The organism is Planococcus alkaliphilus (assembly GCF_057031095.1).
Genome location: NZ_CM168060.1, coordinates 1,186,538 through 1,200,039, shown reverse-complemented (window position 1 = coordinate 1,200,039; position 13,502 = coordinate 1,186,538). Strand labels below are relative to the sequence as shown.

Annotated in this window: 15 protein-coding genes; 3 read left to right on the top strand and 12 right to left on the bottom strand. The window is 45.5% G+C overall.

What is annotated here, in order from left to right:
- Positions 1–18: 18 nt before the first annotated feature.
- Together AC2EXB_RS06170 and AC2EXB_RS06165 are read right to left on the bottom strand one after the other, a co-directional pair.
- A complete protein-coding gene (locus tag AC2EXB_RS06170; protein WP_251479740.1) occupies positions 19–1,191 on the bottom strand; it encodes an acetyl-CoA C-acetyltransferase in 1,173 nt (390 codons plus the stop codon).
- A 29-nt stretch (positions 1,192–1,220) separates the two neighbouring features.
- Positions 1,221–3,605, bottom strand: a complete 2,385-nt coding sequence (locus AC2EXB_RS06165) for a 3-hydroxyacyl-CoA dehydrogenase/enoyl-CoA hydratase family protein (protein ID WP_483604121.1) — start codon at positions 3,603–3,605, stop codon at positions 1,221–1,223.
- 209 nt (positions 3,606–3,814) lie between these two features.
- Here AC2EXB_RS06165 and AC2EXB_RS06160 point away from each other — a divergent pair, with 209 nt between their 5' ends.
- From AC2EXB_RS06160 to AC2EXB_RS06150, 3 genes are all read left to right on the top strand, one after another.
- On the top strand, positions 3,815–4,135 hold the full coding sequence (locus AC2EXB_RS06160) for a thioredoxin family protein (protein ID WP_235198761.1): 321 nt from the start codon (positions 3,815–3,817) through the stop codon (positions 4,133–4,135).
- A 136-nt stretch (positions 4,136–4,271) separates the two neighbouring features.
- The gene (locus tag AC2EXB_RS06155) at positions 4,272–4,736 is read left to right on the top strand and encodes an STAS domain-containing protein (protein ID WP_251479748.1); all 465 of its coding nucleotides are present in this window, start codon (positions 4,272–4,274) and stop codon (positions 4,734–4,736) included.
- A gap of 33 nt (positions 4,737–4,769) precedes the next feature.
- On the top strand, positions 4,770–5,285 hold the full coding sequence (locus tag AC2EXB_RS06150; RefSeq protein WP_483604120.1) for a C39 family peptidase: 516 nt from the start codon (positions 4,770–4,772) through the stop codon (positions 5,283–5,285).
- Here AC2EXB_RS06150 and AC2EXB_RS06145 read toward each other — a convergent pair.
- The 10 genes from AC2EXB_RS06145 to AC2EXB_RS06100 all read right to left on the bottom strand — a co-directional run bounded on the left by AC2EXB_RS06145 (position 5,269) and on the right by AC2EXB_RS06100 (position 13,494).
- Entirely contained in the window at positions 5,269–6,168 is a 900-nt protein-coding gene (locus AC2EXB_RS06145) for a 5'-3' exonuclease (protein ID WP_251479760.1), read from the bottom strand. The two genes, AC2EXB_RS06150 and AC2EXB_RS06145, sit on opposite strands and share 17 nt — an antisense overlap.
- 76 nt (positions 6,169–6,244) lie before the next feature.
- Entirely contained in the window at positions 6,245–7,741 is a 1,497-nt protein-coding gene (locus tag AC2EXB_RS06140) for a glycine betaine uptake BCCT transporter (protein WP_251479764.1), read from the bottom strand.
- 223 nt (positions 7,742–7,964) lie between these two features.
- Positions 7,965–8,648 carry an HAD family hydrolase gene (locus AC2EXB_RS06135; protein ID WP_483604119.1) on the bottom strand — a complete coding sequence of 228 codons (684 nt, stop codon included), beginning with the start codon at positions 8,646–8,648 and terminating at the stop codon, positions 7,965–7,967.
- A 91-nt stretch (positions 8,649–8,739) separates the two neighbouring features.
- Positions 8,740–9,744: an anti-sigma factor gene (locus AC2EXB_RS06130; RefSeq protein WP_483604118.1), complete on the bottom strand. Its 1,005-nt coding sequence runs from the start codon at positions 9,742–9,744 to the stop codon at positions 8,740–8,742.
- A complete protein-coding gene (locus tag AC2EXB_RS06125) occupies positions 9,728–10,258 on the bottom strand; it encodes a sigma-70 family RNA polymerase sigma factor (protein WP_235198757.1) in 531 nt (176 codons plus the stop codon). The genes AC2EXB_RS06130 and AC2EXB_RS06125 overlap by 17 nt, the downstream gene beginning before the upstream one ends.
- A 213-nt stretch (positions 10,259–10,471) precedes the next feature.
- Positions 10,472–10,753 carry an NUDIX domain-containing protein gene (locus AC2EXB_RS06120; RefSeq protein WP_483604117.1) on the bottom strand — a complete coding sequence of 94 codons (282 nt, stop codon included), beginning with the start codon at positions 10,751–10,753 and terminating at the stop codon, positions 10,472–10,474.
- Entirely contained in the window at positions 10,754–11,167 is a 414-nt protein-coding gene (locus tag AC2EXB_RS06115) for an NUDIX hydrolase (protein ID WP_483604116.1), read from the bottom strand.
- A gap of 11 nt (positions 11,168–11,178) precedes the next feature.
- The gene (locus AC2EXB_RS06110) at positions 11,179–11,739 is read right to left on the bottom strand and encodes an AAA family ATPase (protein ID WP_483604115.1); all 561 of its coding nucleotides are present in this window, start codon (positions 11,737–11,739) and stop codon (positions 11,179–11,181) included.
- 27 nt (positions 11,740–11,766) lie between these two features.
- Positions 11,767–12,402 (bottom strand): hydrolase, encoded by a 636-nt coding sequence (locus AC2EXB_RS06105; protein WP_483604114.1) that lies wholly within the window; start codon positions 12,400–12,402, stop codon positions 11,767–11,769.
- A gap of 12 nt (positions 12,403–12,414) precedes the next feature.
- Complete coding sequence (locus tag AC2EXB_RS06100) at positions 12,415–13,494, bottom strand: hypothetical protein (protein ID WP_483604113.1); 1,080 nt, start codon at positions 13,492–13,494, stop codon at positions 12,415–12,417.
- Between the last annotated feature and the right edge of the window lie 8 nt (positions 13,495–13,502).

Sequence of the window (13,502 nt, the reverse complement as noted above, 5' to 3'; positions counted from 1 at the left end):
ATATTGAACGGAAAATTTTTATAGCATTTCAAAGACGCCTGCTGCGCCCATTCCGCCGCCGATGCACATGGTGACAACGCCGAACTGTTTTCCTTGGCGCTTGAGTTCACTCATCATGCGCAAAGTCAAAATGGAACCTGTAGCGCCGAGCGGATGGCCAAGTGCAATCGCACCGCCGTTAAAGTTTACTTTGTCGATATCAAGCCCAAGCTCGCGGATTACACCAAGCGATTGGGAAGCGAATGCTTCGTTCAATTCCCATACATCGATATCTTCGATGGATAGTCCAGCCAGTTTCAATGCTTTTGGAATCGCGACAACTGGGCCGATCCCCATGACTTCCGGCGGTACGCCGCCTGTTGCAAAGGAACGGAATTTCGCAATCGGCTTCAATCCTAAAGATTCCGCTTTTTCGCGGTCCATTACCAGAAGTGCGCCTGCGCCGTCTGATGTTTGGGAAGAGTTCCCAGCCGTTACGGTGCCGCGTGCAGAAAAGGCTGCGCGCAATTTATCGAGTGTCTGCACAGTCGTGCCGTGGCGAACACCTTCATCCATTTCGAACATAAAGGATTTTTCCTGGTATTTATTGTTTTCATCCACGAATCGCTTTGTCACTTCGACCGGCACGATTTCTTCTACGAAATGGCCTTTTTCAATAGCAGCTGCAGCTTTTTCGTGGGAACGGACCGCAAAAGCATCCTGATCAGCTCGGCTCACGCCGTATTGTGTTGCTACTTGCTCAGCTGTATGCCCCATGCTCATATAGTATTGAGGAGCGGTTTCAGCAAGCTTCGCATTCGGACGCAAGACATTGCCCATCATCGGCACCATGCTCATTGACTCGACGCCGCCTGCAATAATCGCTTCAGCAGATCCAACCATAATCCGTTCTGCCGCATAGGCGATAGACTGAAGGCCTGAAGAACAGAAGCGGTTGATCGTTACCGCAGGAGTCGTATCCGGAAGGCCGGCCAGTGCTCCGATATTGCGGGCAATGTTCATGCCTTGCTCTGCTTCCGGCATGGCGCAGCCCATGATTAAATCATCGATCGGGCCATCGTATCCAGCCCGGTTCATTGCTTCTCTGACAACGAGTGCCCCGAAATCATCCGGGCGCACTGTTGCGAGAGAGCCTTTTTTCGCTTTTCCGACCGGGGTACGCGCCCCGGCCACGATTACTGCTTCGCGCATAAGTTGTTTCCTCCTTTAATATCGAGCTCTCAGTTGCGGAGCGGTTTGCCTTTAACCAGCATATGCTGCATCCGCTGCTGCGTTTTCGGTTCTGCTACGAGACTTAAGAACGCTTCCCGCTCTAAGTCCAATAAATATTGTTCATCCACTTTTGTGCCATAAGGAAGTTTGCCGCCTGACAAGACGAAAGCGAGCTTTTTCGCTAATTTCAAATCGTATTCACTGATGTAGCCTGAACTGAACATGCCTTCCGCACCCAACAGGAGCGTAGCGTAGCCCGGTTCGCCAGTTACTGGAATCTTTTCGCGAAGCGGTGCTTGATAGCCATTTTCGTACAAGGCTAAAGCGGCTTGTTTTGCATCATAAATCAAATGATCGCTATTCACAGATATTCCATCTACAAAGTTCAAGAAGTTATTTTCACGCGCTTCTTCTGCCGAAGTTGAAACTTTCGCCATCGCGATCGACTCAAAAACATTGCTTGCGATATTCTGCAGATCCACGTTGATGCCGTTTGGCAAGCCTTTCAAATGCTTGATGTAAAGCTCTTTGTTTCCGCCGCCGCCTGGAATCAGGCCAACTCCTGCTTCGACAAGCCCCATATATGTTTCCATCGAAGCTTGAATGTGTGCTGCGGGCAATGCCACTTCAGCTCCGCCGCCGAGCGACATGCCGAATGGTGCTGCTACAACCGGTTTCGAACTGTATTTAATCTTCATCATGGCATTTTGGAAAGTTTTAATCGTGAAATCTAGTTCGAAGATGTTGTCATCTTGAGCTTCCATCAAAATCATGCCTAAGTTGGCACCTACGCAGAAGTTCTTTCCTTGGTTCCCGATGACAAGCCCTTTAAAGTTCTTTTCAACTTCATCTACCGCAAAATTGATCATCTGCATAATATCCAAACCGATTGCGTTCGAGCGGGAATGGAATTCCAGTAATGCGATACCGTCTCCAAGATCGATCAGGCTTGCGCCTGAGTTCGATTTGATCACGCCATGTTTTTTCTTATATCGTTTAAGATCGATGACTTTTTCATTGACCGGCACCGGCTTGTAATCCGTTCCGTCGAAGAAGTATAAATCTCCGTTTTCTTCTTTATAGAAGCTTTCGTTGCCTGAATCCAATAAACGCTGCACAAATGCCGGCGTGTCATGGCCTTCTTGCTTCATTTTCTCGACTGACTTTTGAACGCCGATGGCATCCCATGTTTCAAATGGGCCTTGCTGCCAGCCGAAGCCCCATTTCATCGCGTTATCAATTGCGACAATGTCATCCGCGATTTCGCCGTTCAACTCAGCCGAGTAGCGAAGTGTTGGCGAAAGAATGCTCCAAAGCAATTCACCTGTACGGTCTTCTGCATAGACAAGCGTCTTCATTTTCGAAGATAGGCCTTTTTGCTGCTTCGCCATTTCTTGTGAAGGCGTTTTCAATTTTCCAGCTGGACGGTATTCCAAGGTTTCCGGATCAAGTTCCTGGATTTCCTTGTCTTTTTTCAAAAAGAACCCTTGGCCGGATTTTGCTCCAAGCCAGCCGTTTTCAACCATTTTCTTCATAAACTCCGGAGCTTCGAACACTTTCTGTTCGTCTCCTGAGGTTTGGTCATAGACGTTTTTGGCAACGTGCATGAACGTGTCAAGTCCGACTACATCCAATGTACGGAAAGTCGCAGATTTCGGTCGACCGATCAACGGACCTGTTACTGAATCCACCTCACCGATTGAATAGCCGCGGCTCTGCATTTCACGAAGCGTCACCAATAAGCCGTATGTACCGATGCGGTTTGCAATAAAGTTCGGTGTGTCTTTTGCAATAACGACGCCTTTTCCTAAACGGTCTTCACCGAATTTCGTCATGAACTCGACCACTTCCGGCGCTGTCGTATTTGCCGGGATCACTTCCAGCAATTTCAGGTAGCGCGGCGGGTTGAAGAAATGCGTTCCAAGGAAATGCTTGCCGAAATCTTCTGAGCGGCCTTCAGCCATTGCGTTGATGCTGATGCCTGAAGTATTGGAGGTAATAATCGTCCCTGGTTTTCTAACCGCGTCAATTTTTCCATATAAAGATTTTTTCACATCCAAGTTTTCAACAATCACTTCGATGATCCAATCTACGTCTTTAAGTTTCTCTAAATCGTCTTCTAAGTTTCCTGGAGTAATCAATTGAAGATTTTTCTTTGCAGTAAGTGGAGCCGGTTTTTGTTTCAATAGCTTCTGGATAGAAGTTGATGCAATTCGGTTACGCACTGCTTTGTCTTCAAGAGACAAACCTTTTCCCTGCTCCGCTTCTGTCAATTCACGCGGTACGATGTCCAGCAATAATACGGGAATCCCTATGTTTGCAAGGTGTGCTGCAATTCCTGAACCCATAACGCCTGAACCGAGCACCGCCGCTTTTTTGATTTGGTATGCCACGAGCAAACCCTCCTTGAGTTTTTGAATGAATCCTCATTCATTTTTATTGTAAAAAAAATAGAACGTTCTCTATGTCCTTAGTGTAAGTTATTTTTCCTTTTTTCGCAATATTTAATCCTTAAAAATATCCATTACTTTCAAGTTTGTTTTCTTTTCGAAAAACGGATGACAAGGTACACTGAAGAAGAACCAGTTAAGGAGGAGAAATTATGAAGCCAATTACATCTACTGAACAATTCAATACAGTAATAGAAGGAACGGATCCTGTCATCGTGAAATTCCAAGCAGGATGGTGCCCGGATTGCACGCGCATGGATATGTTCATCGACCCGATTATCGAAGAGTATAACCAATACACATGGTATGACGTAAATCGCGATGAACTGCCTGAACTAGCGGAAAAATATGAAGTGATGGGCATCCCGAGCCTATTGATTTTCAAAAACGGTGAAAAAACAGCTCACTTGCATAGCGCAAACGCAAAATCGCCTGAATCAGTGACTGACTTTTTAGCTTCTCAAGAGAAATAGACATTCGTCTATTTCTTTTTTTACGCTATAATAGATGTCATTGTAAAGATTCTCCATTCCCTAAAAATTTTTAACTTCCTTATAATCAGGAGTCTGGTAAAATTGCTAGGGAAACAAATTAAATTGAGGTGTACTTATGGATTCAACCAATGAAATTCAGGAATTAAAAGAATTGATCAAGCATTACGAAAAAGTGATCCGCAATATGTCAGCTCCAATCATCCCTTCTATCGTTCCCAATACGATTCTAGTGCCGATTGCCGGATATATTTTCAGTGAACGGTTTGAAACAATCCGTACAAAAGTGCTTCAGCACGCGGCCGATAACCGTGAAATCCATTGTGTCGTCTTCGATTTTACCGGCGTCCGCATGGAAGATGTGGAGTCTTTTGACTATAACGAATTGGCCAATGAGCTTTCACAATTGAACAGCGCTTTGAAATTGATGGGCCTTCGCCCAATCTACGTAGGATTCAACCCTCGTTTCGTACGCGAAATCGTCCACGCTGGAATTCAAGTGGAGCTCGAAGTATTTAACACATTCCGTGCTGCATTGAAGAGTTTGCTGAACGAACGAGATGAGTCGCTTTACTCCATCTGATCTTAATCTTTGAATCTCCAGGAGGTGTCCCTGATGAAAGTGCTTATTCCATTTCAAGGCATGTCCCAATACGACCAGTCGATTGCGGCCGAGCTGCAAGGTTCCGCTTGCGGGCCGACAACTGCCGCTGCGATTTTAAAGCATCATGAAAAGCAGGATTATGATGTCAATGAACTTTACCGGGCACTCGGTACGACGCGCATCGGGCTGTTTACCTGGAGATTCAAAAGAAAACTGAACCGCTTTGGCCAAAAAAGATACCGAGTGATAAAAACCCGCTCCATTGATCAAGTAAAAGAAGAATTGATGCAAGGCCGGCCGATGGCGATGAAGTTCGACCGTTATTTTTCATTTCGCTGGCGCTTTCCTTCTTCCTACAAATATCACTGGGTTCCGCTGATCGGTTTTGAAGAACGGCCAGATGATTTGATCCTTTACATCCATGACAACGGAAAAAGAAACCGCCCAAGTAAAATCCAGGCGGTTTCTTATCAACAGAACCGAAAAGTTCTGACGTTCCTAAAAATCATTCCTACTCAAACGGATTGACCGGAGCCAAACTTTTCTCCAATTGCCGAGCCAGCAATTTCAATTCCTGGTCATCGAATAATTGGACCATATCGTTTGTGTAATTCGGCACCAAAATTTCATCCAGCGAAACTTGGAGCGGAATGTCGCATTTTATGACCGCAAGTTCTTTAGATAGAAGCAGCATATCTTTATGCTCTTCTATCTTTTTCTTTTGCGCCGGCTTCAACTCATCGATCGCTTCCAACACACCGTCAGTTGAACCGTAATTCTGAATGAGCTGCAGCGCCGTCTTCGGCCCGATTCCTTTAACGCCCGGATATCCATCACTCGGGTCGCCCATAAACGCTTTAACATCTGCAAATTGAACAGGCATTATGCCGTACTCTTCCTTAAAGCGGTCTTCATCGTATACATCGTAAACATGAAATCCTTTTTTCATAAAAGCAATCTTTACCGAAGGATTCAATAATTGGAGCATGTCTTTATCCCCTGTGATAATCGTGAAATTCGCTTCGCCTTCCCATTGCTTAGTGAAAGAGCCGATAAAATCATCCGCTTCGATTCCAACTTCACCGTAGTTTTTCCAGCCCAATTGCTCCGATACCTTTTTCGCCAGATCGAATTGGTGCAGCATATCTTCCGGCGGCGCTGGGCGGTTCGCCTTATAGCCATCGAACATTTCCGTACGGAATGTCGTCGCGCCCATATCCCAGCAAACAGCGATGTGTGTGGGTTTCATCATGACTTTCGCAGCCAGTACATGGCGCGCAAATCCTTGGACTCCATTTGTCGCAAGCCCTTCCGTTGTCCGGAAATACTGGCCGACCGCAGAAGTCGCAAAGAACGAACGGAACAATAACGCCATCCCGTCTACTAATAAAACATGTGGTTTTTCATTCATTTTAATTCCTCACCTTCATCAAACACTCATTCCATTATACCGCTTGTTGCACAAAAAAACCGCCGAAGCGGCGGTTTTATCGTTTGCGTTTAATGGCTTTGTATTCCAGATTAATTGCCTTGTAGAAGGAGCCCATCATCATCAGCATTATGAATGAGAATGGGAATGCTGAAATGATCAGCGCCGTTTGAAGCGCATCCAGCCCCCCTGCCGATAACAGGATAACCGCAATCAATGATTGCGCAACTCCCCACGTCAGTTTAACTGCATTTGCCGGATGCAATGACCCATTTGTCGACTGCATGCCGAGAACGAAAGTTGCTGAATCGGCGGATGTGATAAAGAATGTAGTGACCAAAAGAATGGCGATGATCGATAGAACCACACCTAATGGCACTTCATTGAATACCCCGAACAGCGTTTCCGATGTCAACAATCCGGTTAAATCGACGCCGCTGTTTTGAACATCAATCGCCGTCGAACCGAAAGCAGCAAACCAGATGAAACTTAAGAAAGTTGGAATCATCAAGACCCCAAATAGGAATTGGCGGATCGTCCGCCCTTTTGAAACACGGGCGATAAAGATGCCGACAAATGGCGCCCACGAAATCCACCAAGCCCAATAGAAAATCGTCCAGCCGTCAATCCAAGCCCGGTTCTCTCCGTTGACTGGAGCCGAACGGAAACTCATTTGGATCAAGTTTTGGAAATAACCCCCAACACTTTCTGTGAACATATTGAGGATCAATAATGTCGGCCCAAGTATAAGGACCAAGACCAATAATGCGATTGCCAATACCATATTGGTATTCGACAAATACTTGATCCCTTTGCTTAATCCGCTCCAAGCTGAAATCATGAATAAGACCGTTACTACTGCAATGATGACCAATTGAACCGTGAAATTGTCTCCCGGAATGCCATCAAACAAAAAAGCCAATCCTTCATTGATTTGAATGGTTCCGAAACCGAGAGTGGTTGCTACACCTACAGCTGTAGCAAATACCGCGACGACATCAACCAAAATCCCCCATGGTCCATTCATCTTATCGCCAAAAATCGGCTTTAACGTAGCTGAAATCAGGCCTGGCTCTCCTTTACGGAATTGGAAATAAGCGAGCGGCAATGCCACTACTGCATAAATCGCCCAAGCATGAATTCCCCAATGGAAAAACGTGAAGCGCATCGATTCCTTGAACGCTTCTGCTGTTCCTGGCTCAGCGGTGGCCGGGTCGATTGCAAAGTGGGACAGCGGCTCAGCCGCTCCCCAGAATACAAGCCCAATGCCCATCCCAGCTGAGAATAACATCGCAATCCATGTGCCGAAAGAAAATTCCGGCTTGTCATTGTCTTTCCCCAATCGAATTTGCCCCATCGGACTGATGAGGAAAAATAGGCAGAACAGAACCATGACCGATACGATCAATAAATAATACCACCCGAACGAAGTTGTCAGGAATCCTTCTATATTGCCTGTAACTTCTGCAAAATTATCTGGTGCAAAAGCGCCATATCCGACTGCCAATAACACAAGGACAATCGAAATCCAGAAAACATTGGTTACTTTCTTCATATAGTACCTCCCTGTTTTTTTATCACAATTGTTCATGTTACGGAAGTTCAAAGGCTATGTCAAACGGTGTGCTATGTATTAAGAAATCCGCCCATGAAGAACTATGTAATCCATACCCTGTTTTAAATTAAAATAAGCTAGCGGAAAATGGAAATAGAAAAACACCGTTTTTCTTGAGAAAGACGGTGTTTTAGCAATTAGTTGTTCCAGGAGAGAACAACTGTCAGACTTTGATATTCATAGCATGATTTCTTCCAATTGCCGGAAGAAGCCCTTTGATTTCCTGAAGGTCTTCAATGATAAAATCCGCTTCTCTCAGTTCCGATTCCTGCGCAAAATCAAAACGGCAGCCGATAGCTGTCAGCCCATTGGCTTTTGCGGCTTGGATGTCAGAAAGCCGGTCGCCGATAACTGTACCTTCCAAAAGAGAATATTTTTCAACAATCGATTTTACGAGATCCCTTTTATCCAAGGTCGGGATTTGTTCAATGCTGAAGGTTTCAGTCACCCATTGATCCAATCCATAAAAATCCACGATCGCTTTGAGATATTCGGTCTGCCCGTTGCTTGCGATGAAAATTGGATAGCCCAGGTTCTTTAAGTGGCTGAATAACTTCTCGACGTTCGGATAGAGAGCTCCATTGCCCTTTTGGATATTCCCTATCAAGCATTCGTGGAAATAGCCATTCGTTTCATCCCGTACATCTTGGGAATGATCAGGCAATAGGACCGCCCAAACTTTGGGCAGCGGTACCCCCATGATGTCGCGGTACTGTCCGATCGGCGTTGCCGCATCCCATAACCCTTTGCTTCTCAAATGCGAAAACGCATCTTCGAGCCCCGCTTCTAAAATTCGATTTGTTTGAAAAAGAGTTCCGTCCATATCAAAAATACATGCGTGTTTCATCCAATTCTCCTTTAGTCCCCGTTTAATTAGAAAGACGCGCTTTCGCCTCTAAAGGTTCTTCGATCTGCTGTTTTAAAACACAGTGGCTAAGCTATTCTTCACTCCAGTTCCATAATTCCACTTCGCCTAATTGTTCACCCCGAACCCATTCCTCATCCTGCAGCTTCAATAATTCTTTCACAGGCCCAGTCACAACAGCACCGTAAACGGTAAATCCGTTTTCTTTTAGATAATCATAGCGAGTTTTAAAATGGCTAAGTCCAAGATAAAACTCAAGATAATCAGTGGATTTGTCCGAAATCAGCTTTTCCATATTATCGAGCATCGCAACTTTGCTTTCTTCGACCGATGATGCGTCCAGTTCAAAAGCCATCGTGCTCGACAAATAATCTTCGGCCGTCGTCCGTGCAGGCGGAAGCCCGATACCATCATATACAGTTACTTCTGTCGCACTGCCACCGGAGCTTCCCGGACTGAACTCCGTGTATTCCCCCGTATGCAGCTGCATCCAGAGAATATCCACATCGTAAGGTTCCAGGCTTTCAATCAATTCTTCCGGCTCCATGAAGCGGTCCGTCGAGAATGCCAATTCTCCGACGATCCCTTCATGCAGCATGTCTAAAGTCTTCCACACGTCCGGTTCAGGATTCGCATCTAGTTTATCCCCAGTTCTTGGGTCTTCCGGATAAAAGAAAGGGAAAAAGTTAAGCTGATCCTTTCCAGGTGTTTGGTATTCAATATACGAGTTGGTGTCGCTTAAACGCTTGACGGCTTTTGCTTCACCGATGACCAGGTCTTCTTTCCCCACCTTTTTGACAATCGGATATGTGACTTCTGTTGTTCCGAAAAAAGAAATTCCAGCTGCTGTGTAGTCAAATGTTCCTCTAACATTCGGTGTCTTCCATTCCAAAGCGAGCTTCGTATTAAAATCATTTTCTTCAGCGAATTGAAAACGATCCGAAACCACACTCAACAAAATACTATAAATCCCATATACCAGTATTCCCAAGACAAAAACCCGCAGAATCCGCATCGTCAAGGTAAAGCGCGATTTTTTCAATATTTTCTTTTCCAATTCTTTATTCCATTCGCCCATCATGCCACCCTCTCTTTTTCCCGATAGCCTCCAGCTTTTTCCGTGCCCGGTACAAATTGACCTTTACTTGGTCTTCCGACAGCTCCATCGCTTCCTGAATCTCGGCGTATGTAAATTGTTCAACTTCCCGCAAATACAGGATCGTCCGGTAATGCTCCGGCAAAAAGCTTAACAATTCGTTTAAATCCCCTGCTGCCTCTTGAGACAACATGGATTCTTCAGGCAATCCGTAAGGGCTGATCATTTCTTCGTTTGAATAAAACAAGTTCAGGAACGGAATCGCTTGTCTGCGTTTCCGTTTCCGCCATTCGTCAATGTAAATATTCCTCGCCACTTTGAACAGCCAGGCGCGTGCTTCTTCCCCTTCATAAGTATGGAGGGAAATCGTCGCGCGAACGAAGGTTTCCTGTGTCAGGTCCTCAGCTAAATGAGACGAACCGGACATTTTCCATAAAAAATAATAAAGGGGTTTTGAATAGTTTTCATAAAGAGTTTCCAGCTGCTGCTTTTTCATTCGCTCCCCCTTTATCTTTTCTCTATGTAACACGTCTTGCTTTCTATATTGTTACAGTTTTACTAAAAGAAATGTAAAAAAAGAAGAGAAACTTAATTTCCGTTTCTCTTCTGTCTGTCTTGTATGATGTCTGCAACTTTTCTCGGTCTTACGTCTAAATGGTCCAGTTCATTCAACTCGATCCATAAAGGCACGTATGCGCCTCTTTGAAGGTCATTGAATTCTTCGCCGATGCCCGTACCAAATTCGCCTTCCCCTATGGTTGCCTGAAAAAAAATACTGCTTGCCGTTAAACTCAACTGTTGCCAGGCATTCCTGGATTTCGACTTTTACTCCAAGTTCTTCCCACGCTTCCCGTTCTGCTGCCGCTTCCGGGGTTTCCCCGGCCTCGATCCCGCCGCCAGGAAAGACGTAGTAGATTGAATCGGTCCGCACGCGTTTGATTAATGCGACCCGATTGTTTTGAATGATGACCACTGCACCGCGGTCTCTCATTTAAACTTCTTCCCCTATCGATTTTTGAACAAGTGACACAAGCATCTCCACGTCTTCTGGATAATTATGGACCAACCCGCTGATTTCTTCGGCAGTTTTCCACCCGATTTCTTCCACTTCTGCGTCAGGGTCCTGATACGAAATAAAACCCGCTATTTTTTCACAAAGAAAATAATGGGTCGTGACATCGTAATCTCCAATCTGCGTTCTTTTAACCGGCAACTCCTCATGAATAGCAACTTTAAATCCTGTTTCTTCCCAAACTTCACGGATGCAAGCCTGTTCTGGTGTTTCGCCTTCTTCTGAACCGCCTGATGGAATGCTCCACGCATTCGTTTCTGTAGATTTGATCATCAGCAATCGCCCATTTTCCATCACTACTGCAGCGGCACCTTTCCAAACAGCCAATGGCATGATCGTCCCCCTTATAAAGAAAACTTCCTCTTGATTAAAGCCGCTGTTTCTTGTGCACTCAAAGCGGTATTATTGATCCGCAGATAATTCGCTTCCGTGATTTCCCCTTCGACAGAATTCACCCGGTTATGCTGCATCGTATGGAGCAGATGCTGTTCGGACTGTTCAATATTGCGTTTGGTCGGCTTGTGTTCTAGCCGGTGCGCAGTTTTATTGCGGATGAGGCGCTCCTCCGTATCTGCTTCCAACTCCACGAAATAAAGCTCGACGCCTTGCGTTTTGAAAAGCGTGCACATCCATTCCACTTCGTCCCAGTCCTCTTGCTTGTCGAAATACCAGAGCTTCGTGAAAATCATTCCATACGCTTCGCTTCCCGCAAAGCTTTCGAAAATCTGCCGGCGAAACAGGGTGTTGAGACGCCACATTTCCTCTGTAAATCCGTACAAAGGCTCCAACAAATCAATCGTCATATGGTTATGGAATAACCTTAAATTTGTCAGTGCCGCGAGCTCTTGTCCAACTGTCATTTTTCCGACAGCTTGCGGACCAAATAAAAAAACGAACTTCTCCATTGTTTTGCCCCCACCTGGTTTTTCAATTTACCGACGTGCAGAATCTTTTAGAAGGAGCGCACATTCTTCTGCCGCTTTGTCCGCTGCTTCTTCTATGTATGACAGAACCTCTTCCCAGGAGTATACTTCCAGTTCCCTTACAAGCTCGTCTTTCGAATAAATAAAGTCACCAAGCGTTTCTTCTTTGAATAGCCGCAAGTCGTCCTTTCGGATTTCCTCAACAGGATTTTTGGAGAGTTCTGCTCCCGCCAAAATCTCCTGTAAATCGTTTGCGCTGTATTGTTCAAGCAAGCGGCTATTCATCTTCCGGAAATCGCTGTGCCATCGCTCCAATAAAGTCGGGTCTCTATCCACACGCCGCTTCAAATCATTCTTGAAATAGATGCGTTTGAGCCAGACATCATCCGCAATCAAATGAATGAAATAGCCAAGCCCGAATGCATCTTCCACAGCTTGCGGGTATTTTTCTTTAAAAGCGTGATAGTCCACAAATCGTGTGCCGTCATCTAAATCCCCTCCAAAGAAATGCGACGCGTCTTTTCGCGCACGTCCAAAAGCAGCGTCTGGTGCAATGCCGCCTAATAAGACTTCCCGGGTATCGCTCATATCTAAACCTTTTGAAACTTTATCTGCAATAATCAAATGCATGATTCTTGAACCCATAAGGTTCCCCCTTCAAACTATAGATTCATTATTAATATTGATAGCCGCCAGTCGTTCGAGCTCCGTTAAGAATAGCGGCAACCGGGCAGCTATTTCTTTCTTCGTGCCAAAACGGATTTCAGTTTCTTTTCTCAGCTCCCCTTCCAGTAATTGGAGGTGACTAAAGGCCGATTCGAGCACTTGCAGCAGCTGTTCCCCTCTGACTTCACGGACGATTTCTGTATTGCCTTCGCTATAGCCAGCTAAAAAACCTTCAGCGATCGCTTTCATCTTCGCTTCGTGTACGTCAAATCGATGTTTTCTGTATCGTTCGGTAGCAGAGAGGGAAACAAAATAGTTTTCGTATAAGTTCATGAAATTGCCAGCCATTCCTCTTGGATAATAGACGATCGGATAAGGATCAATCAGGCAAACTTGAGTGCCGTTCATCAATATATTTTCAGGTGAAGCATCCTGGTTGGTTAGGAGAGGCATTGTAAATCTTCGCTGCCTGAGCACTGCTGCCCAATGGATTGCCTTCTCGACCACTTCACTCTTTAATTCCGGGTGACTCTGGCACAAAGTTTCATAATCCGCCAATTGCTCTTCACTTTCTTCTTTCAACCCTTGATGCGCATCTCCCGCGATGCTGCCCCGAAGCCCCTCTTCTGTAGACCACGCAAGAAAACCGTAGCCGGATAATCCATGAGGAATTTTTTCCGTTTCCCGGTAGATTTCTCCAATGTCTTGGCCTAATTGAAAAGCAGCTTCCCTATTTATTTCCGCAAGCTCGATGGCGGTTCCGGCAAAAGATTCCAGCGTGTATGTCAGCTCTTCCGTCACGAAAAAGGAATAATGCATAGGCGCTGCACCCTTTACCGCTTGATTGACGGCCGCATAATAGAGTTCGGTTCCCCCGTATTCTGCTTTTAAAGCGGCCTCATCATACAGAACCGGTTGGCCATACGCTACTTCTTTCGGAATCCGCAGCACCCAATCGCTTCCATTTTTACATACTTTCCAGGCATGATGCCAAGCCCCTTCTCCGAGAAATACGGGAGTATCCACTTCCGCGTGTCTGGTTGCTGCTTGTAATTTTAATGGATTGATCATGTTTTACC